The 19,918-nt window shown below is 47.9% G+C and carries 17 protein-coding genes, 2 tRNA genes, 2 pseudogenes and 1 CRISPR repeat array; of the genes and pseudogenes, 13 read left to right on the top strand and 8 right to left on the bottom strand.

Going from position 1 to position 19,918, the window contains the following annotated elements; all coding sequences use genetic code 11:
- A pseudogene (locus tag ACR6Z4_RS30540) lies at nt 1-464 on the bottom strand (NACHT domain-containing protein); the annotation flags it as partial.
- A gap of 203 nt (nt 465-667) precedes the next feature.
- On the opposite strand from ACR6Z4_RS30540, the gene ACR6Z4_RS30535 reads away from it, so the two are divergent.
- The 3 genes from ACR6Z4_RS30535 to ACR6Z4_RS30525 all read left to right on the top strand — a co-directional run bounded on the left by ACR6Z4_RS30535 (nt 668) and on the right by ACR6Z4_RS30525 (nt 3,328).
- Nucleotides 668-844, top strand: a complete 177-nt coding sequence (locus ACR6Z4_RS30535) for a ribbon-helix-helix domain-containing protein (protein WP_479721129.1) — start codon at nt 668-670, stop codon at nt 842-844.
- Nucleotides 845-926: 82 nt separating this feature from the next.
- A complete protein-coding gene (gene cas12k / locus ACR6Z4_RS30530; protein ID WP_479721126.1) occupies nt 927-3,002 on the top strand; it encodes a type V CRISPR-associated protein Cas12k in 2,076 nt (691 codons plus the stop codon).
- On the top strand, nt 2,978-3,328 hold the full coding sequence (locus tag ACR6Z4_RS30525) for a hypothetical protein (protein ID WP_479721125.1): 351 nt from the start codon (nt 2,978-2,980) through the stop codon (nt 3,326-3,328). The genes cas12k and ACR6Z4_RS30525 overlap by 25 nt, the downstream gene beginning before the upstream one ends.
- 464 nt (nt 3,329-3,792) lie before the next feature.
- Nucleotides 3,793-4,630: direct repeats of the CRISPR family, unit length 38 nt; unit sequence GTTGCATCAGCCCTCCCGGCGTTGGGCGGGTTGAAAGT.
- A gap of 273 nt (nt 4,631-4,903) precedes the next feature.
- Here the strand turns inward: ACR6Z4_RS30525 and ACR6Z4_RS30520 are convergent.
- Nucleotides 4,904-4,977 (bottom strand) — tRNA-Pro (locus tag ACR6Z4_RS30520).
- Nucleotides 4,978-5,535: 558 nt separating this feature from the next.
- A tRNA-Gln gene (locus tag ACR6Z4_RS30515) sits at nt 5,536-5,607 on the bottom strand.
- A 782-nt stretch (nt 5,608-6,389) separates the two neighbouring features.
- On the opposite strand from ACR6Z4_RS30515, the gene ACR6Z4_RS30510 reads away from it, so the two are divergent.
- Nucleotides 6,390-7,118 (top strand): M15 family metallopeptidase, encoded by a 729-nt coding sequence (locus ACR6Z4_RS30510; RefSeq protein ID WP_479721124.1) that lies wholly within the window; start codon nt 6,390-6,392, stop codon nt 7,116-7,118.
- 184 nt (nt 7,119-7,302) lie between these two features.
- Here ACR6Z4_RS30510 and ACR6Z4_RS30505 read toward each other — a convergent pair whose 3' ends face one another.
- Complete coding sequence (locus ACR6Z4_RS30505; protein ID WP_479721123.1) at nt 7,303-7,740, bottom strand: hypothetical protein; 438 nt, start codon at nt 7,738-7,740, stop codon at nt 7,303-7,305.
- A 676-nt stretch (nt 7,741-8,416) separates the two neighbouring features.
- Here ACR6Z4_RS30505 and cobM point away from each other — a divergent pair.
- From cobM to ACR6Z4_RS30490, 3 genes are all read left to right on the top strand, one after another.
- A complete protein-coding gene (gene cobM / locus ACR6Z4_RS30500) occupies nt 8,417-9,280 on the top strand; it encodes a precorrin-4 C(11)-methyltransferase (protein ID WP_479721122.1) in 864 nt (287 codons plus the stop codon).
- A 238-nt stretch (nt 9,281-9,518) separates the two neighbouring features.
- Nucleotides 9,519-10,334, top strand: coding sequence for an HAD family hydrolase (locus ACR6Z4_RS30495; RefSeq protein ID WP_479721128.1), 816 nt, complete (start codon nt 9,519-9,521; stop codon nt 10,332-10,334).
- Nucleotides 10,331-11,284, top strand: a complete 954-nt coding sequence (locus ACR6Z4_RS30490; RefSeq protein ID WP_479721121.1) for a DMT family transporter — start codon at nt 10,331-10,333, stop codon at nt 11,282-11,284. Before ACR6Z4_RS30495 ends, ACR6Z4_RS30490 begins: the two co-directional genes overlap by 4 nt.
- A gap of 162 nt (nt 11,285-11,446) precedes the next feature.
- Here the strand turns inward: ACR6Z4_RS30490 and sufR are convergent, their stop codons facing one another.
- The gene (sufR, locus tag ACR6Z4_RS30485; RefSeq protein ID WP_479721120.1) at nt 11,447-12,106 is read right to left on the bottom strand and encodes an iron-sulfur cluster biosynthesis transcriptional regulator SufR; all 660 of its coding nucleotides are present in this window, start codon (nt 12,104-12,106) and stop codon (nt 11,447-11,449) included.
- Between the two features lie 163 nt (nt 12,107-12,269).
- Here sufR and ACR6Z4_RS30480 point away from each other — a divergent pair, with 163 nt between their 5' ends.
- The 6 genes from ACR6Z4_RS30480 (at nt 12,270) to ACR6Z4_RS30455 (ending at nt 18,219) form a co-directional block, all read left to right on the top strand.
- Complete coding sequence (locus ACR6Z4_RS30480) at nt 12,270-12,632, top strand: ferredoxin-thioredoxin reductase catalytic domain-containing protein (protein ID WP_479721127.1); 363 nt, start codon at nt 12,270-12,272, stop codon at nt 12,630-12,632.
- A 115-nt stretch (nt 12,633-12,747) separates the two neighbouring features.
- On the top strand, nt 12,748-14,184 hold the full coding sequence (sufB, locus tag ACR6Z4_RS30475; RefSeq protein ID WP_479721119.1) for a Fe-S cluster assembly protein SufB: 1,437 nt from the start codon (nt 12,748-12,750) through the stop codon (nt 14,182-14,184).
- 104 nt (nt 14,185-14,288) lie between these two features.
- A complete protein-coding gene (gene sufC / locus ACR6Z4_RS30470) occupies nt 14,289-15,071 on the top strand; it encodes a Fe-S cluster assembly ATPase SufC (RefSeq protein ID WP_479721118.1) in 783 nt (260 codons plus the stop codon).
- Nucleotides 15,068-16,423: a Fe-S cluster assembly protein SufD gene (gene sufD, locus ACR6Z4_RS30465; RefSeq protein ID WP_479721117.1), complete on the top strand. Its 1,356-nt coding sequence runs from the start codon at nt 15,068-15,070 to the stop codon at nt 16,421-16,423. Before sufC ends, sufD begins: the two co-directional genes overlap by 4 nt.
- A gap of 114 nt (nt 16,424-16,537) precedes the next feature.
- A complete protein-coding gene (locus ACR6Z4_RS30460) occupies nt 16,538-17,800 on the top strand; it encodes a SufS family cysteine desulfurase (protein ID WP_479721116.1) in 1,263 nt (420 codons plus the stop codon).
- Nucleotides 17,801-18,024: 224 nt separating this feature from the next.
- Complete coding sequence (locus ACR6Z4_RS30455) at nt 18,025-18,219, top strand: DUF2949 domain-containing protein (RefSeq protein ID WP_479721115.1); 195 nt, start codon at nt 18,025-18,027, stop codon at nt 18,217-18,219.
- 114 nt (nt 18,220-18,333) lie between these two features.
- Here ACR6Z4_RS30455 and ACR6Z4_RS30450 read toward each other — a convergent pair whose 3' ends face one another.
- The 3 genes and pseudogenes from ACR6Z4_RS30450 to ACR6Z4_RS30440 all read right to left on the bottom strand — a co-directional run.
- On the bottom strand, nt 18,334-18,963 hold the full coding sequence (locus ACR6Z4_RS30450; RefSeq protein ID WP_479721114.1) for a DUF305 domain-containing protein: 630 nt from the start codon (nt 18,961-18,963) through the stop codon (nt 18,334-18,336).
- Between the two features lie 260 nt (nt 18,964-19,223).
- Entirely contained in the window at nt 19,224-19,382 is a 159-nt protein-coding gene (locus ACR6Z4_RS30445) for a hypothetical protein (RefSeq protein ID WP_479721113.1), read from the bottom strand.
- 63 nt (nt 19,383-19,445) lie between these two features.
- Nucleotides 19,446-19,918 (bottom strand): annotated as a pseudogene (locus ACR6Z4_RS30440) (two-component system sensor histidine kinase RppB); the annotation flags it as partial.

Here is a 19,918-nt window from a genome sequence, read left to right as displayed (position 1 = left end):
ATGCCTTTAACTTCGACCACATATTCCTTAGCCACCCTCCGCCAATCAAACTCCTCAGCCGGAAATTGCCACCCATTATCCTGATACTGCTGTGTCCAAATCTGTTGTAGCTGATTGTAATCAATCTGTTTACAATCCCTCTCAAACGCTTTTCCCAAGACTGGACGAACTGCCTTATCCTGTACAAATTGCTTGAGAGTTGCCTTGAAATGGTGCTGGATGCTGGTTTCAGGCACGTCATTAAACTGGAGTTCTTTGATAAATCGTTTGATGAAGAACCCGATCGCCTCTGCCATTGGCGTCTTCAGTGTCTCTGCGTTCGCCCGTGCCACCCCGCTCTGAATGCAGTCTTTGAAAAAGTCCTTTATATAGTCCTCCATCGCTGATCTTCCCAGATTGAGCACCTGCTCTAAAACTAACTTGCTCAATTCCACACCTGTTGCAGCGACCAACAGTTCCAACATACTGCCATCCCAAAACTGACGATCTACCTCGTCTCCAATATCGCACTCTTACAATCTGGATGCCACAAAATCCAGCACATAGATTATAAAAATTGGCATCCATAAAACGACAAAATTGATGCTACAATGCTGCAAAAAAGCAGCAATTCAATAGTGAACCAATTGCAGCCTTATGATCTGAGGAGGAAGTATGTGTGATTGAAATGCCGAAGCGGATCTCTATATCCTTACCTGACCCGTATTACGAAAAGCTGGAACAGTGGGCTGATCTGGATGATCGTACTGTTGCAGGTTTGGCAAGCTATATCGTTCAAAAGGCGATCGATGAAGCAGAAAAAGAAGGAAAAGTTACTCCCAGAAAAGGAACCGCCTCCTCATGAGCCAGGGAAACGATTCCTAGACCTTTAAATTCCTTGCTCACTTGATCCTGAACCTCGCCACTTAACACGTTACGAGGTTGATATGGTTGCACCTAAGCCAAAGTCCTCAAGAAATAGCAATAAGCCTGACGAGTTCGACAATCATCAGAAGCCTGACGGGTTGTATAAGACCGTGCGTTGTTGTCTTTGTGCAGATCAGCCAACTCGTCAGTTTCTTGGGGAGGCAATGGAACGGTACACCCTTTTGGTTAATCTCCTATTAGAACAGGTTGGTCATTCCCCAGAGCTTGAGCAATGGAAACGGCAGGGTTGGATATCGGAGCAAGCCGTCAAGCAGTTTTGCGAAGCTCTCAAAAATCAAGAACCATTCAAGGGATTACCGAGTCGCTTCTACATGTCGGCTATCTCACTCGTAAAGGATACGTTCGAAGGTTGGGTGAAATCACAACAGCGACTAACACGCAAAATCAACGGTAAAAAGCGGTGGTTGCAATTAGTTGAGGAGGACATTGAACTTGCTAAAACGACTGATTTTAGCCCAGAGACTATCCAGAATCGAGCAAAAGAAATTTTGTTAGAGCTACGTCAACAACAAAATCTCAAACCCCAAGCCAAAAGTTCCGAAGATCCTCTCGACAAAAATCAGCCAGAAAACCAGCGACTGCCTTTCTCTCTTTTGTTTGATACATACGAAGTAATGGAAGATGGACTCTCTCGTCATGCCCTCGTTCACTTGCTAAAGAATGCAGGGGAGGTTAATGAAGCGATAGAAGAACCAGAAAAGTTAGCACGGAGATTGGCAACCAAAAGGGAAGAAATTCAACGTCTAGAAAAGCAATTAACCAGCCGCTTACCAAAGGGGCGTGACCCAACAGGCGAACGAACGAGCGAATTTTTGCAAGAAGCTATTCAACTTCCAGAACATCCTAACTGTTACCCTGCCTTGTTTCTGGTTAGTATTTTCTGCTATTACGCTTCATTTCAAATGCCGTATGTCCAATACGGTGTTTACCTACTTCAACTAATTCTGTCCGAAGCGAAAATTGTTGATTCAAACTTCTTATCATGGCAAGAAGCAATGACTGAGCGGTTCAGCAATGCTGCAAAAATACTTAACTCCTTACCATATCCGCTGATGTTGGGCAGTACGGATGACTTATATTGGTCGTTTGAGTCAAAAAAAAGAAATCAACAACCGTCTAACCTGGAAAAATGCGAGGGCGCTAAGTCACGAAAACGTCCCTCGAAACGGAAGAGAAAAAAGCTGAAAACTCGGTCGGAAGAACAGATCTGTGTTCGTTTGAAGGGATTAAGTGATTACGTCCTCAAAGTCAACTGCGATCGCCGCCAGCTACCAGTATTCAAGGCTTTTAGCACAGATTGGCAAACTTATAGGCAGTTGGATAAAGAGAAAAAATATTCTTTGGCGCTATTTGTTCTACGTTCAGCTAAACTACTTTGGCAAAAAGATGAGCAGTTACTTCATAAGAAGAAAACAGTGAAGCAAACAGGCTCTGAGAGTGGGAGCGTCTCATTAGAACAAGAATCCACCCCACCCTGGGAAACTCATCGCCTATACCTCCATTGCTCAATTGATCCTGATCTATTGACAGCAGAAGGAACAGCGAAAGTTCGCCAAAGGAAGATTACTGAGACAAGGAAAATCCTTGATAGTGCCAGAAAGAAAGAGGAGGAACTTTTAGCACAAATACTTGGCAGCCCTTCGACTGAGGAGAAACAGACGTTAGAGAATGAACTGATCAAAAAACGCCGCAAAATTTTGAGCTATGAGACAAGCTTGACCCAGCTCAAAAATACACCACCACGTCCCAGCAAAGTACCGCATCAGAGAGAAGCAAATATTACAGTGGGCATTAGCTTCTGTCGGCGAGAAATGGTAGGCGTTGCAGTTGTAGATTTACAGTCTCAACAACTACTTGAGTACTACAGTATTCGGCAACTTCTAAAGAATCAACGAGTAAAGAAGTTACGACGTAAGCGCAGCTTGCTTCAGTTGAAACTGGAGAAGTACCGTTTAGTGAGTCGATTGCGTCAACTAAATAGGCGAAATATGGCTCATAGACAAAAAAACAAAAACAAGGTCAATTTGTTGAAAGTAGAGCAGAGTCTAACTTGGGAGCATATCTTGGGCGGTTAATTGCAGCAAGAATTACCCAGGTTGCTTTGAAATGGAAAGCCAGTAGTGTTGTAATTCCAGATTTAGAAGATATGCGCGAGTATATCGAAAGCGCAGTTCAAGCTAGAGCAAAGCAACTGTTCCCCAACCACCGAGAACAACAGAAAAACTATGCAAAGCAGTTTCGCATTGAAGTGCATCGATGGAGCTATAGGAGATTGGCTGAGTTCATCCATAACCGCATTTTAAGTGAGGGAATCTCAATCAAATTTGGAAGACAACCAGCGACAGGGAGCCTTCCAAATAAGGCACTCAAAATAGCTTTGTCTAGTCATAGTCTCACTTAGCTTCAAGATAAGCACTAGATTTAGCACCTCGACAATGAAATAATTTGAGCAATAGCGCGCCGTTACCAAACGGTGTTAAGTACAGGGGTCAGTTTCATTGCTTTCCGCCCCGGTCGCTGACGGCTCTTCCTGTGAAGTTTCATAGGTATAATGCAGGGTCGCGCCTAGCATAAAAGAGCAGTTCTTATTATTAGTGGTTCTCGCCTCTAATAATTAAGGATACAGAAATACTTGTCTGTCGGCTACCAAAAGCCCGAGCAAGGGTCCCCCCAATTAGTTTTGGCAAACCAAAGCGAGGGAGAAATCCCTGGAGGTTTGCCAACCCCGCAAACCCTTATCCCTCTTGCTGTTCCGATGAGCGCATTTTCTTTTTAAGAAGAAAAGGGACATCTAACCGAGCTAGATTCGGTCTTTGCGAATTTCTCAAGGGAACATCAGGCAGGACAAGGGTTTTGCGAGTGGGAGTTGCATCAGCCCTCCCGGCGTTGGGCGGGTTGAAAGCAAGATTCAGAGCTAGAGGAAGAGCTTCGGATCGAGTTGCATCAGCCCTCCCGGCGTTGGGCGGGTTGAAAGTAGATACCACAGCGGTCTACCTGGAAGGCATCCTGGGTTGCATCAGCCCTCCCGGCGTTGGGCGGGTTGAAAGAAGTGTCAGTCACTCTAGAAGAGGCATACGGCGGGGTTGCATCAGCCCTCCCGGCGTTGGGCGGGTTGAAAGCAAAAACGGCTTAACCCGTTCTGCGTTCGTCTGGGGTTGCATCAGCCCTCCCGGCGTTGGGCGGGTTGAAAGTTATAGATTTGCGGCTGAGTTCTCCCAGGTTCTAAGGTTGCATCAGCCCTCCCGGCGTTGGGCGGGTTGAAAGCCTTGGGCGGTGCTGCTATCGCAACTCAGCAACCCGGTTGCATCAGCCCTCCCGGCGTTGGGCGGGTTGAAAGTTCTGTTACAAGCTTCATTTTCACGGAAAACTGATGTTGCATCAGCCCTCCCGGCGTTGGGCGGGTTGAAAGTCCTGTTTTATTTCCTTCTACGATGACTGTATAGGCGTTGCATCAGCCCTCCCGGCGTTGGGCGGGTTGAAAGTTGTGCCCCAATTCTGCCAATGGGGAGTTTAAGGAGTTGCATCAGCCCTCCCGGCGTTGGGCGGGTTGAAAGTGAAATATAGAGAGATTTCAGAACTGGCAGATGTCTCGTTGCATCAGCCCTCCCGGCGTTGGGCGGGTTGAAAGTTGCCAAGATGTGAACGCGACAAACTATTCATCCCGCGTTGCATCAGCCCTCCCGGCGTTGGGCGGGTTGAAAAGAGCATCATACAGGAGTGTAGTAAAGACTTCTGTAAGTCATCAATTGGGTGGGTTGAAAGGCGCACTTCGTTCGGGAGGAATGGGAAGTTCAGTTTAGCGGACTTCCTCGCAATCACAGTTTCGTGAAATTAATTCTTTAAAGCTGGCGGATTAAGATCAAAGCGAGCTGCTGTAATACTCCAAAACGCTGAAAAGCTCTATCTCTAGGGCTTTTTTGGGAAAATATGAAATTATCTCTTTAAAACTGCCCATTAATTATTTAATGGACAAAAATCGGGATGACTGGATTCGAACCAGCGGCCCCTTCGTCCCGAACGAAGTGCGCTACCAAGCTGCGCCACATCCCGGCAATGCTCTTATTAAGGGTATCACATAGGATAAACCTTGGGTAGAGACGTGATTAATCGCGTCCACCAAAGTGAATTGAATTCGATATGAGATACAAAATCTGTCAAAGTAGGGATTTTTTACAAAATTCTACGCTCCTACCTTAGGTCAGGGGTCGCAAATTGATAAAGTTAGAAATTGAATTTCCGGTTTTATTCAATCCCCGCTGCCAGCACCAATTAAGCTAAAACCAGAGCGGTTTAACACTATAAAGCTTAAGGCGATTTCTAGAAAAGGTTATACCAGAGAATCGCAAGGTCAAAGAATTCGGACAATAATTTTTCGCCATTTATCAAGGATGATCTAGCGAGTGCTTGACCCTTACAGGGATATCATCTTCCTCAGAAATCCCCTAAGAATCGTGGATTTAATAAACCCGGACGTTTGTTTTTGGAAGCGCGGCGAAGCCGCGCTTCCAAAAACAAACGTCCGGGTTTTAATTAATTTTATTCTAAGTAAAGTAGTTAAAAGACATGAAATGACTCTAGCTCTTAGATAGACTTGTAGAGAGTTAAGAGCTGGGGCGCTAGGATTCGAACCTAGGGATGGCGGGACCAAAACCCGCTGCCTTACCACTTGGCTACGCCCCAACGAGTCAAGCTTATGTATCTTATCAATTTTGGGGGGCAAAATGTCAAGCATTTTTAAAAACTCATCGATTAAATTGAAAATCACGGCAGAGATGGCGCTATAAAAAATGCTGTAACCCCAGTCTGCTAAGCTTTTCGCAGCCTTCTCATGAGGAAATCAATAATGGGCGATCGCCACAAAGCCAACACTCACGCCCCCCAAAATTTGCTCTCAGGCTCATGGATTTAATAAAACCGAAGATTTATTTCGGGAAGCACGGCAGGGTCGCACTTCCCAAAATAAACGTCCGGGTTCCAATTAATTTGTGATCCTTTTGTGATCCTAAAGATCACAAATCAAATAACCTGGAATTCTGTTTGAGAGAGCGACGGCTCCGCCGTCGCTCTCTCAAACAAGATTTGGGTTTTATTAAGTCCACGATCCTTATTCAGATAAACGGGCATTGCTTAATAGCGGGATGAATTTGAACGTGAACCCAAAGGGTTCACGTTCAAATTCATCCCCAAAATCAGCAACGCCGATAAACGAGGTTCTATTTGAGAATAGAGGCTACTCGTTGAGCAACCCAGTTGCCAAAATAGATTTGGGGTAATCAACCGCTTCACGAGCATTTGGGTGTAGCCTAAAAATATTGTTCCTTAAGTCACACCGTCCAGTCATTCAGGTACTGACCCCGTGTTTTTAGGGAATACTGCTGTTTGTCAACGAATCGGGTGCTCTCGGCAATCTACCAGACTGGAAGCATCTTGTAGCATTTTTTCGAGCCGCTGAGTTAACTCGCATGAAACCTTACCAACGGATTCCCATCGTAGAGTGTGGAGAACCTCTACTACCCATCCCTAAAGGCTTATTTGTTTTAGAAGAGCCACACCCCTACGTAAAACTGGGTGCGCCCTATGGCATGCAATCTCCATATTTTTTGCGGAAGAGTGTTTTAGAGAGCCTGATCGCAGCCCAGGCGTTTTTGCAACAACAACGACCGGGCTGGCGCATTCAAATTTTTGATGCCTATCGCCCAATTGGGGTGCAGCAATTTATGGTGGACTATGCGATCGCCGAGTCGGTACGAGCGAAGGGCTTAATGGTTGAACACCTGACACCTGCACAAAAGCAAGAGGTTCTAGACCAGGTCTATCAATTTTGGGCAGTCCCCAGTCACGACCCGATGACGCCACCGCCCCACAGCACCGGAGCCGCCATTGATGTGACATTGCTGGATGAAAACAAACTCGTTATCGATATGGGATCTCCGATCGATGAGATTTCGCCCCGGTCTTACCCTGACCACTTTGCGTCTTTGGCGAATCTAGCCCAAGAAGAAAATTTGCGCGATCGCGCCATGTTGATCCATCGCCATCGCCAACTCTTGCGCGAGAGTATGTTAAGAGCAGGATTTCGTCAACATCCCCGTGAATGGTGGCATTTTTCCTTAGGTGATCAAATGTGGGCATGGCAGATGAACCGGGAAAGCTCGGAGACGATGCTAGTAGCTAGATATGGTGCCGTTTGAGCAACTCATAGTGCTAGCACTATGAGTTGCAACATAGGGGGTTGGGGGCTGCGCCCCCAGACAGGGGTGGAACCCCTGCACCCCGTTCTATAGCCCTGTACAGGTTGATACAGAATGAGTGAGAGCATCCACCCGTTGGGTAGATGCTCTCACTCAGTGCTAAATTAGGCATTGCGCTAATTGATCAGTTGGTGCAATAGGTATTTACTTCACCGACCAGCGCGCTTTCTTGTCCGGTAGCGGCTTGCAGATCTTTATAAGACTGTTCGGCAGCAGCGGCATCTTTCTTGTTGACGGCATCTACCAGAGCGCGAGTAGACTTGCTGGTATCGGTGTACATGGTCACAAAGCGTTGCTGGAACCCTTGGAGTTGTTCATCCGAAAGCTCTAGTGCCTGCATATCAGCAGTTGCTTTGTCAGCTGTTTCAGCAATCTTTGTCATCGAGTTAACATCTTGGGGTTGGGCTGCGGAGGTGACATTTTGCACTTCAGTTACAGCATTGTTCGCAACCGCAATCAATTTATTGCACTGGGAAACTTTACTTTCACCACAACTTACAGCTAACAAACCCAGAGCCGTTACGATTGAAATTGTGGTTGCTCGTTTCAACAAAACAGTCATGAAAATTCTCCTAAGGTGATTAAGACACCCTCAGTCCTAAAGGTTACGTCATTGACTACAAAAGCTTTGAGGCGATTTTCGGTGCGCAGAGCATACCCTTAATCCTGAATCAAAACTAGCGCGGCATAGCGTTCTTTGAAGAATTGAGGTGAATATGTTTTCCGATGGCACAAGTGCCAGTAAACCCCAAATCAGATACTGGAGCAATAAAGAGTTTAGCCCATTCGGAAATCGGGATCGTTGCTGGTCAGCAGAAGATTGTCAAACTTAAAACTTGCGGCGGTAGTGAGAACGGCAAATTGCCAATTAATCGGTCGCAGAACAGATCGTCCTTTAATTGGGATACTACCTTACGGGTGTTATGTGAGAACTGCACTCCGCGAGTTAATTCAGTCCAGTGTTGTGGAGCGCTCCGCGCCGCACAACACCGTTTTTGTACTTAACGCTATAGACATAAGGAAACCCCAGAGGCGAACCTCCGGGGTGTGAATCAGGGTGCATCTACCATTCCCCTTTACGAAACTCTCTAGAGCCATCCGGATGGCTGAGTTGGATTTATAGCTTCTTCGCAAAATTTGCCAATTTATAAAGTTTAGGTAAGGATACTGCATGGGCGATCGCTCAAACGCCAGATTTCATATGCAATTGCATTTTGCGCCAGGAGAGCTTTTTGGTTATGACGGTTAGTAATGTTTCCCCACTGTCAGCGGCTATTCAACCGCAAGACAATGCCCAACAAACAGCAGCGGAACTGTACCCCAATTCGGCGTTAGCGGCGGGGGTTTATATTGTCGGGGCGGGTCCCGGTGATCCAGAGTTGCTGACGGTCAAAGCCCATAAACTGCTGGCGCAAGCAGATGTCGTGTTATTTGCCGATTCGCTGGTACCCAAGCAACTGCTCCAGATTGTTCGCCGGGATGCGGAGGTGATTCGCACTGCCAATAAGACATTGGAAGAAATTTTGCCTGTGATGATCGATCGGGTGCGATCGCATAAATCGGTGATCCGGTTGCATTCAGGTGATCCCAGCCTCTACGGAGCCGTGCATGAGCAAATGCAAGCGTTGATCCAGGCAGAGATTCCGTTTGAAGTCATTCCCGGTATTAGCGCATTTCAGGCGGCAGCGGCGAAGCTCAAAGTCGAGTTGACGGTGCCGGGACTGGTACAGACGATTATTTTAACCCGCATTAGTGGGCGCACCCAGGTGCCCGATACCGAAGAATTGGCGTCTCTGGCAGCCCATCAGGCAAGTCTCTGTCTCTATCTCAGCGCTCGCCATGTGCAAGCGTCTCAAGACAAGCTGATGCAGCATTATGCGGCTGATACCCCCGTCGCCATCTGTTTTCGTCTGGGTTGGGAGGATGAACAAATCTGGATTGTGCCCCTCGAACAAATGGCAACGGTGACACAGGAGAAAGACTTAATTCGCACAACGCTGTATGTGATTAGCCCTGCCTTGACGGCAGTCGAAGGGCGATCGCGGTTGTATAACCCAGATCACTCTCACCTGTTTCGCCCCCATTCCTCGACCGATGCTTAAATCAAAGAATTAGGATCGTGGATTGAATAAAACCCAATTCTTTTTGAGAGCGGCGGCTCCGCCGCCGCTCTCAAAAAGAATTACAGGTTAATTCATCTGTGATCCTTAGCATTCGGGTCATTCTAAAAAAGTCATGATTTTGGGTGGCGCGGGCGACGCCCGCGCCACCCAAAATTGCTACCTGAATACCACAACCGTAGAGTGGGATCGTTTTACCGACAAAGAGGGTGGATTAAAGATGCAGCAAGGAATGCCTAATATCCTGGCACTGGATTTTGATGGGGTTGTCTGTGATGGCTTAATTGAATATTTTCAGACCTCGTGGCGAGCCTATTGCCGCATCTGGAATCCAGACCATGAAACTCCGCCGAAAGGGTTAGATGCCCAGTTTTATCGTCTGCGTCCGGTGATCGAAACGGGTTGGGAAATGCCAGTGTTGCTGCGATCGCTGATCTTGGGTCATACAGAAGCCGAGATTCTAGACCATTGGATGGCGATCGCCCAGGCTCAAGTGCAGGCAGACAACCTGATGCCAGCGGACCTGTCCGCGATCGTCGATGGCATTCGCGATCAATGGATTGCCACCGATCTGGAAAACTGGCTGGCGCAACATCGGTTTTATCCCGGTGTGATCGAGCGGCTCGTTCACACCCTGACTAGCCCCACGCATTTATTGATCATCACGACCAAAGAAGGTAGATTTGTCCATCAACTGTTGCAGCAACAAGGGATTAAACTTGCCGCGTCTCAAATTTTTGGTAAAGAAGTCAAACAACCCAAAGCCACAACCCTACGCGCCCTGATGCAACGCTATGCAGCAGAAACCGGAACGGCTCCGCAAATCTGGTTTGTCGAAGATCGGCTGAAAACGCTGCAAACAATTCAAACTCAGCCCGACTTGGCGGCAATCCAATTGTTTCTGGCAGATTGGGGCTACAACACCGCCAGCGAACGCAAATTGGCTGAAACCACGGCTGATATTTCGTTGCTATCGTTAACCGACTTTGCCCAAGATTTTCCCCACTGGCTTTCAGTCAAAGCCTCAGGTGCATGAAACGAAAACCATCCCGTCCATCCGTTGCCGTCACTGATCTATCGATTCCATCCACAACCAGGGTCATCCCCGGTTTTGTCTATGCGATCGCCTCTGCTGTTTTATTTGGCTTTAGTACGCCGATCAAAAAAATCCTGTTAGATCAGGTGGAATTGTGGACATTGGCAGCGCTGCTCAGTTTGGGGGCTGGGGTCGGCTTAAGTCTGATCTATCTCGTCCGCTGGTTGCTGACCGGGCAACCTGCGGTTGCCCACAAAATTCAGCCGCAAGATTGGCTGTGGTTGCTCATGGGCGTTTTGATGGGGTCGCTGGGTGCGCCTGTGCTATTAATTTTTGGGCTAACCCATAGTCCGGCTTCGTCGGCATCGCTGTTGCTCAATCTGGAAGGAGTGTTTACAGCACTGATTGCCTGGTTCATTTTTCGAGAAAAATTTAGTTGGCGAGTGGCAGCGGGTATTGTTGCGATCGTCATCGGCTGTGCCATTTTATCCTGGTCAAACTACAACCAGTTTGGTTTGTCGTGGGGGTCGCTGGCGGTGATCGGTGCCTGTCTGAGTTGGGGCATTGACAATAATATGACGCGCCAAATTGCGATGCGAGATCCGCTACAAGTCTCGATGATTCGCAGTGTGATTGCAGGCGTCGTCAGTATCGCGATCGCCCTGATATTAAACGAATCTCACCCCAGCGTCAGGTTGATTGCGACTGCCTCTTTCTGGGGATTTTTGACCCACGGCATCAGCCTGATTTTCTTTGTCTCTGCCCTGGCAAAAATTGGTGCATCTCGCGCCGGAGCTTATTTTTCGCTGGCTCCCTTTATTGGCGCGGCTCTTGCTATCGTTTTACTGAATGAAACGGTACCGCCCTATCTATTTCTCAGCGTGGGGCTAATGACGCTGGGGGTCGGGCTTTGCATCTCCGAACACATCAGCATCGAGCAACCTCATTAAAGGAAATGAGAGAGCCAGGGGGCGCTGCCCCCTGGCTCTCTCATTTCTGCCAACATCGGTAGCTTCAGCATTCTAGTTGTACGGGCGTAGCATTTGGCAGATAACTCTAGGGCAACGGCAAAGACGTGTTACCAAATGCCACGCCCTTACGCTCTGCGTTCCTTAGATTTGCGGTTGGATTAGATAGCCGCAACGATGCTCTCCATTCACCAACCAGTGCGTCCGCTCGACCTGACATCCCTGCAAAGCAAGCTGAAACATCTCTAACTCATGACCGCAAACACTGGGGAATGACTCCGCAATTTGTGAAATGGCACAGTTATATTCCGTTACAATAAACCGCTCTGAGGTAGAAGACTCTGCTGTTTCTGGTTCCAGGGCATACCACTCTGCCATATACCCCTCGGCTTTGCGGAGTTCCACCAAAATAGCGACCCGTTCTTGCAAAGACCCCACACCCAAGATCTCTCGATATTCCAGGGCTTTTCGCTCCCATTGCTTCCGTAAAATGTCGCTGACTTGATCTTTGCCGACCGTTTCCGCCAACGTATCTAATAGAGATAAAGCAAAATCATCATATTGGGCAGGCAGGCGATCGCGCCCTTTTTTACTGAGTTGATAAATATAATTGGGACGCCCCATGCCGATTTGGAGAGCTTCATGCTCAATCAACCCTTCATCTTCCAAATCTTTGAGATGGCGGCGTACCGCTTGCACACTGATATCAAAATGCTCAGCTAGGTCATGCGCGTTTGCCTGACCCTGCTTTGCCAAATAGTGCAAGATATCGTGCTTGGTGGAAGAATGTTGCGTGGCTGTCATTGTCTTTTTAAGAAATTCTCAGGGAGTAGAGCAAAAAGCAACCTAAACCGCCTAAAATTAGCTTTGACAACCTGACTGTTGCTAAAGTACTCTACAATTGAGTTAAGCAACAAACAAGTTGTTTTAATTATAGAAGTTATTGGCTGACCTGTCGCCCTATCTGATGAATACACAAACGATGACTACCCAAGCCACAGATAAGAACCTCGAAGCAATGAGGCATTTCTCTGAGCAGTATGCGAAACGTACCGGGACTTATTTTTGTGTTGATCCCGGCGTCACTGCTGTGGTCATTGAAGGACTTGCAAAGCATAAAGACGAATTGGGCGCACCGCTCTGTCCCTGTCGTCACTACGAAGACAAAGCGGCAGAAGCGGCAGCAGCCTATTGGAACTGCCCCTGTGTGCCCATGCGCGAGCGCAAAGAGTGTCACTGCATGTTGTTCTTGACTTCAGATAATGATTTTGCCGGAGAACAACAAGAAATCTCGTTCGAAGAAATTCGTGCGGTCACGCATCCGCATTGATCCCCGAATCACTCCCTAAATAAGTAGAGTTTTGGGCGATCGCCGCTAACTGCTCAGCCCTAGCCCAAACTCAACCTTTGAATCAGAACACTCAGCACACGTGAGAGAACCTGCGATGACTGCATCAGTCAAATCCTTAGTCAACCAGCCTTACAAATACGGCTTTGTCACAGATATTGAGTCGGAAAGTATTCCTGCCGGTCTAAGCGAGGATGTCATCCGTCTGATTTCTGCGAAGAAAAATGAGCCAGAATTTATGCTGGAGTTTCGTCTCCGGGCATATCGCCACTGGCTAAAGATGACGGAGCCGCAGTGGGCAGAAGTCGGGTATCCGGCGATCGATTACCAGCGCATTGTCTATTACTCTGCGCCCAAACAGCAGAAAAAGTTGAATAGCTTAGAAGAAGTAGACCCTACTTTACTGGAAACGTTTGAAAAGTTGGGCATTTCTCTATCTGAGCAAAAAAGATTGTCTAACGTAGCGGTCGATGCCATCTTTGATAGCGTCTCGGTTGCCACAACCTTTAAAGAAAAGCTGGCAGAGCAAGGCGTTATCTTCTGCTCAATCTCCGAAGCGTTGCAAAAGTATCCTGACCTGGTGCAGAAATATTTGGGTAGCGTGGTTCCGGTCGGTGACAACTACTTTGCGGCCTTAAACTCAGCCGTATTTAGTGATGGCTCGTTCGTTTATATTCCCAAAGACACCCGCTGTCCGATGGAGCTATCCACCTACTTCCGAATCAACAATGGTGATTCGGGGCAGTTTGAGCGCACGTTGATTGTGGCTGAATCGGGTAGTCAGGTCAGCTATTTAGAAGGCTGCACCGCTCCTATGTTTGATACCAATCAACTCCACGCCGCTGTAGTGGAACTGGTTGCTTTAGATAATGCCGAAATCAAGTATTCGACTGTACAAAACTGGTACGCTGGCGACGAAAATGGCAAAGGTGGCATCTATAACTTTGTCACCAAGCGAGGGCTGTGTCAGGGTGTCAATTCCAAAATTTCCTGGACGCAAGTGGAAACAGGGTCTGCCATTACCTGGAAATATCCCAGTTGTGTTCTGGTGGGCGACAACTCCGTGGGCGAGTTCTACTCTGTTGCTCTGACCAATAACTGCCAGCAAGCCGATACGGGAACCAAGATGGTGCATATTGGCAAAAATACCCGTAGCACTATTATTTCTAAGGGAATTTCTGCGGGGCGATCGAAAAATAGCTATCGGGGTTTGGTAAAAATCGGTCCGAAGGCGAAGGGCGCTCGCAACTATTCTCAGTGCGACTCGATGCTGATTGGCGATAATGCCGGAGCCAATACGTTTCCCTACATCCAGGTGCAGAACAATACGGCAAAAGTTGAGCATGAAGCGTCAACCTCCAAGATTGGTGAAGACCAGTTGTTTTACTTTGCCCAACGCGGCATTTCTACAGAAGACGCCATTTCTATGATGATTAGCGGTTTCTGCAAGGAAGTTTTTAACCAATTGCCGATGGAGTTTGCCGTAGAAGCCGATCGCCTGTTGGCATTGAAGCTCGAAGGCAGTGTGGGCTAAAGATTCAGCGGTTTCAAAGATTGGCGTTAAAAATTGAGCGTTAAGTTTCGGTTGTTGAGTGCGGAGATCACGCTCAAAACCGCTAAGCAAGAGGTTGTTTAAGAATGATTTTTGAAAATAGTCCGGTCATTTTATCGGTTCGTAATTTGACTGCCGAAGTCGATGGCACACCCATTCTCAAGGGCTTGAACCTGGAGATGAAAGCCGGAGAAATCCATGCGATTATGGGACCCAACGGTTCCGGTAAAAGCACGTTTTCTAAAGTGCTGGCAGGTCACCCCGACTACACCGTCACAGGTGGAGAGGTGGTCTACAAGGGTGAAAATTTATTAGACTTAGCGCCAGAAGACCGGGCACGATCGGGTGTATTTTTAGCCTTCCAATATCCCTTAGAAATTCCAGGGGTAAGTAATCTGGACTTTCTGCGGGTGGCATACAATTCCAAACGCAAGCATCATGGCTTAGACGAACTGGATGCCTTTGATTTTGATGAACTGGTGCGAGACAAGCTGGATGTGGTGAAGATGAATCCGGCGTTTCTCAGCCGTAGCGTCAACGAGGGCTTCTCCGGGGGCGAGAAAAAGCGCAACGAAATCCTTCAGATGGCAATCTTAGAGCCAATCCTGGCGATTCTCGACGAAACCGATTCAGGATTAGACATTGACGCCCTTAAGATTGTTGCCACGGGGGTGAATCAGTTGGCAACGGCTGACAATACGACCCTGGTGATTACCCATTACCAGCGCTTGTTGGATTATATTGTGCCCGACTTTGTTCATGTGATGGAAGGCGGACGCATTATCACCACCGGGGGTAAAGAGTTGGCGTTTGAATTGGAAGCCCGAGGATATGACTGGGTGCAAGAAGCTGAGGTGGCAGCACGATGAGCATTCAGGTTTCTTCCAGTTCCTTGTTAGACCCCCAGATTGTGAGCGATCGCACTACCTACCTGGCTAACCTATTGGGCGATCGCCTGCCCCTCTCGACCCGTTTTTCAGCCGAAAGCAAAACCTGGCTAGAAAGTGTACGCCGTCAGGCTAGCGATCGCGTAGTAAATCTAGAGATTCCTTCAACGCGAGACGAAGAATGGCGATTTACCGATCTATCTGCTCTTCTCAGCACCCATTTTGTACCGGGAACCGCACCTGCGCTGGGTCTGACCGAGATTCAACCCTACCTGCTACCAGAAGCAGCTCATAGCCGTCTGGTATTTGTCAATGGTGTGTATGCGCCAGCATTATCGGACGTTACCGAGCTACCCTCCGAGATCAAGATCGGCAGCTTGGCAGACATCCTGCATGATGCCGCCTGGGTATCACGGCTCCAGCCTTACCTGGCGAAACAACCGGGGGCTGAAGACGTTTTTACCGCACTCAACACCGCCAGCCTGACAGATGCTGCCGTGGTCTGGATACCCAAAAATCAGGCGATCGCCCCTCCGATTCACCTTCTGCTGATTGCGACCGCCGGTACGACGGCATCTATTCATCAGCCCCGGTGTTTGGTGATTGCGGAGTCAGGCAGTAGCGTCACCTTAGTCGAAGACTACGTTGCCCTGGATGCGAGTGGCTATTGGACGAATTCTGTCACCGAAGTTTGGCTGGAGGCGAATGCCCAGGTCAACCACAGTCGGATTCAACGCGAGAGTTTAGCCGCCATTCATATCGGCAAAACGGCTGTGTCTCAAGCCCGAGATTCGCGTTATACCTGCAATAGCATTAGCATTGGCGCAACCCTTTCCCGCCATAACCTGGAACTGTATCAAACGGGTGAACAAACCGAGACGCATCTGAATGGCTTAACTCTGGTCAAGGGCGAACAGGTTGCCGATACCCATAGTGCGATCGCCTTTAGCAAGCCCTATGGCAGTAGCCGTCAACTGCATAAATGCATTGCGGATGATAAAGCCCACGCCGTTTTTAACGGTAAGGTATTTGTTCCTAAAGCTGCCCAGTTGACAGATGCCGGACAGTTGAATCAAAACCTGCTGCTTTCGTCTAAAGCCCGCATTGACACCAAGCCCCAACTCGAAATTGTTGCAGACAATGTCAAATGCACCCATGGTGCTACCGTTGGGCAACTCGATACCGACGCCATGTTTTACTTGCAAAGCCGGGGTATCGATCCTGAAAATTCGCGCAAGCTATTAGTCTATGCTTTTGCCTATGAAGTCATTGACCAGATAGCGATCGCCTCACTCCGAAAGACCCTAGCGGATCAGCTAACAGTAAATAGCTAATAGCTGTTAGCTAATAGCTAACAGCTAACAGCCAATAGCTAACAGCCAATAGCTAACAGCTAATTCTCAAACGTTCCCAGTGCTCCATTGCTAACCTCACCCCTCACCCCTGCCATGACTGTTGCTCAAGACATAAACCTTGCTGCTAAAGTCCGTGCCGATTTCCCAATTCTGAACCAGAAAGTGCATGATAAGCCTCTGGTGTATTTGGATAATGCAGCAACCTCACAAAAACCGCTGGCAGTCTTAGAGGCATTGCGGTATTACTATGAGCACGACAATGCCAATGTCCATCGGGGGGTGCATACGCTCAGTGCGCGGGCAACCGATGCCTATGAGGGCGCACGGGATAAGGTGGCAGCGTTTGTCAATGCGGCGTCTCGGCAAGAAATTGTGTTTACGCGCAACGCCAGTGAAGCCATTAACCTGGTGGCATATACCTGGGGCATGAATACGCTGAAACCGGGCGACGAAATCATCTTGACGGTGATGGAGCATCATAGCAATCTCATCCCCTGGCAGTTTGTTGCTCAAAAAACGGGAGCGGTCTTAAAATTTGTCGAATTGACTGAGACACAAGAGTTTGACCTGGTTCAATTTCAGTCTTTGCTGTCTGATAAAACCAAACTGGTTGCAGTAGTTCATGTTTCAAATACGCTGGGTTGCATCAATCCAGTCAAAGAAATTGCTGCCCTTGCCCATCAGCACGGTGCCAGAGTGTTGATTGATGCATGCCAGAGTATTCCGCACATGCCGATTGATGTGCAGGATCTGGATTGTGATTGGTTGGTGGCATCCGGGCATAAAATGTGTGCCCCAACCGGAATCGGCTTTCTCTACGGCAAGCTAGAGTTACTGCGCTCGATGCCACCATTTTTGGGTGGGGGTGAGATGATTGCCGATGTATTTCTGGATCATGCCACCTACGCAGATTTACCCCACAAATTTGAAGCGGGTACACCCGCGATCGCAGAAGCGATCGCTCTAGGTGCGGCAGTGGATTACCTGAATGCTATTGGCATGGACACGATTCATGCGTATGAACAGGAATTAACGCTTTACCTGTTTCAGAAGTTGAACGCCATTCCAGAGGTAAAACTTTACGGACCTCAACCCGATGCGATCGCCAGTAATCGAGCGGCACTAGCCTCTTTTATAACGGGTAGCGTTCATCCCCATGATCTGTCTACTATTCTGGATCAGGCAGGGATTGCCATTCGGGCAGGGCACCACTGCACCCAACCTTTACATCGCTTTATCGCTGCCCAATCCACTGCTAGAGCCAGCTTGTACTTTTACAACACTCGCGAAGAAATTGATATCTTTATTGCGTCCCTCAAAGATGCGATCGAGTTTTTCAGTGGCATCTTTGGGTAAGGGTTTTGCAGTTGAACTCAATCAGGGCAAAAATTTTAGCGTGAAACCTACGGTTTCACGCTAAAATCCGTACATAAAACCAAACTTGCTATTTTGGGAGTGATATCCATCACGGCTGACGGCACACAATATCACACGGATAATAATCACTCCGTCACCTCGAAACCTTGCGATCGCCCTGATACTAAAGAATATCGAAACGCCTCACCGCATGGAATCAAACAATGGATACCGTCAACCAGCTCCTCCTCATTGGGTTTCTTCAGAATGAATTGGGCATCTCCAACGCAGAAATCGAGTTGGGGTTACGCCATGTTGAACAAGCATCTCACCTGCCTGTGATTTTATGGCAGTATGGCTTGCTGTCTTTACCCCAATTGGATCGCTTATTTGAATGGATGGATCACAATTGTTGGTAAACGTTGATTCCGCTGCGTGAAGTAGGAGTTGTTGTGTGAGAACTGCGCTCCGCGCGGTTCTCACACAACAACTGTAATTTATCCAGACGTGAAGCACTATTGTAAATCAGCTATTTATTCTGCTGGAGTGCCATGCATTGTTTGGTGCATATCCATAGCAGAAACGCCAAACCAGTCTTGCAACCAGCCATGCATCTGAGCAATTTCTTGTTGTTGGGTTGAAACAATCTGTTCTGCAAGCAACTGCACGGGTTCATGTTCTGCCAGATCGTGATGAAGTAGCATCTGAGCCATCATCACTGCTCCCATATGATGCCCAATCATATCTTCTAAAAATGTTTGATCTAACGCATCACCTTGTAACGAATCAAGATCTCGCATCATTGGGGTATAGGCTTGAGTGATCTCTTGCCCTGGATACCATTCATTGAGCCAAGCTTGCATTTGCTCAATTTCAGCTGTTTGTACCCGAATAATATCTTGAGCAAACGCTCTCATTTCTGGGCGATCGCTGCGTGCCAGAATGATTTGTGCCGTATCGATGGCTTCTTGATGGTGAGGAATCATCTCACTCAAAAATTCAAATTCATTACTGATTTGAGCATGATGCATCATTCCCATATTGCTCATGGGTGCATTGTTAGATTGCACATCAGGACGACTCATCCGGGTTTGGGCAAAAACGGCAGACGCCGCTAAACCTAAGCCAGCGATCGCAACTAAAACAACACGATTAAAACGCATAGGAGTAATCCTCCTTATTCATCCAAGGTATAGGGTGGTAGCCAACAGAGCACGGTTCTAGCCGAATCGAACAAGGATACACACTACTACTATGACAACTCAATATGAAATCAGGATGAAATTTAGAATTTATTGAATCTGTAACCCTAATACTCATGGATTAATTAAGATCAGCAACGTCAGCCTTCAACTTGTAAGGGCGCGGCATTCGGCAAAAGGTCTTTGCTATTACCTTAGAGTTATCTGCCGAATCCACGCCCCTACGTGAGGAATGACACCTTAATAAATCTTGTGAATATACAACCCTGCCCCAACTCGCTGTGTACCTGAATACTGCCGTAATGGGCATGGGCGATCGCCAGTCCCAAACCCGATCCCCTGGTAATGCGAGAGCGATAGAAACGATAAACCGGACGCATCCCTAAGCCCGATAGCCATCAGCTTGCCACGATCGTCACTCCCCAAATTGCTGACAACCCGATCTATAGAATCCAGCGTAACGAAGACAGATGATCATCAAAATCCTTCAGCGATCGCCCGACTTGAATATAGCCCCACGCTGCTCCTGTTGCCGTTTGTAGCTCTAAAGAAATGTGATGATAGCGATGATCGCCGTGTCGATCGGTCATGGTCTGCCACAGCGGATGTAGCGCTACTACCAAGCCTTCAGGCTGATAGCCCAACGTTGCGACAACCGTTCCTGACAGGCTGAGAAACCTGACATAATAGCCACTTTGATAGACTGCCCCCAGAACATGACGGCTAGATTCGTCCGGGTCATCTTCACAAATTTCACCAGCCAGACACAATCTCGGCAGGGCTTGTTCTACTTCAACTTCAATTTGCCCAGGATGCATCAGACTCGGTTCCAAAGCATCATGCAAGGTTCCTCCAACAGACTCTAACTCCTGATGTAACCCATGCCAATATGCCTGCGCCATGATGTAATAAATCG

Source organism: Calyptranema fuscum S582 (genome assembly GCF_055793305.1).
Note: the sequence above shows the minus strand (reverse complement) of the source record. Positions and strands in the feature narration are given on the sequence as shown.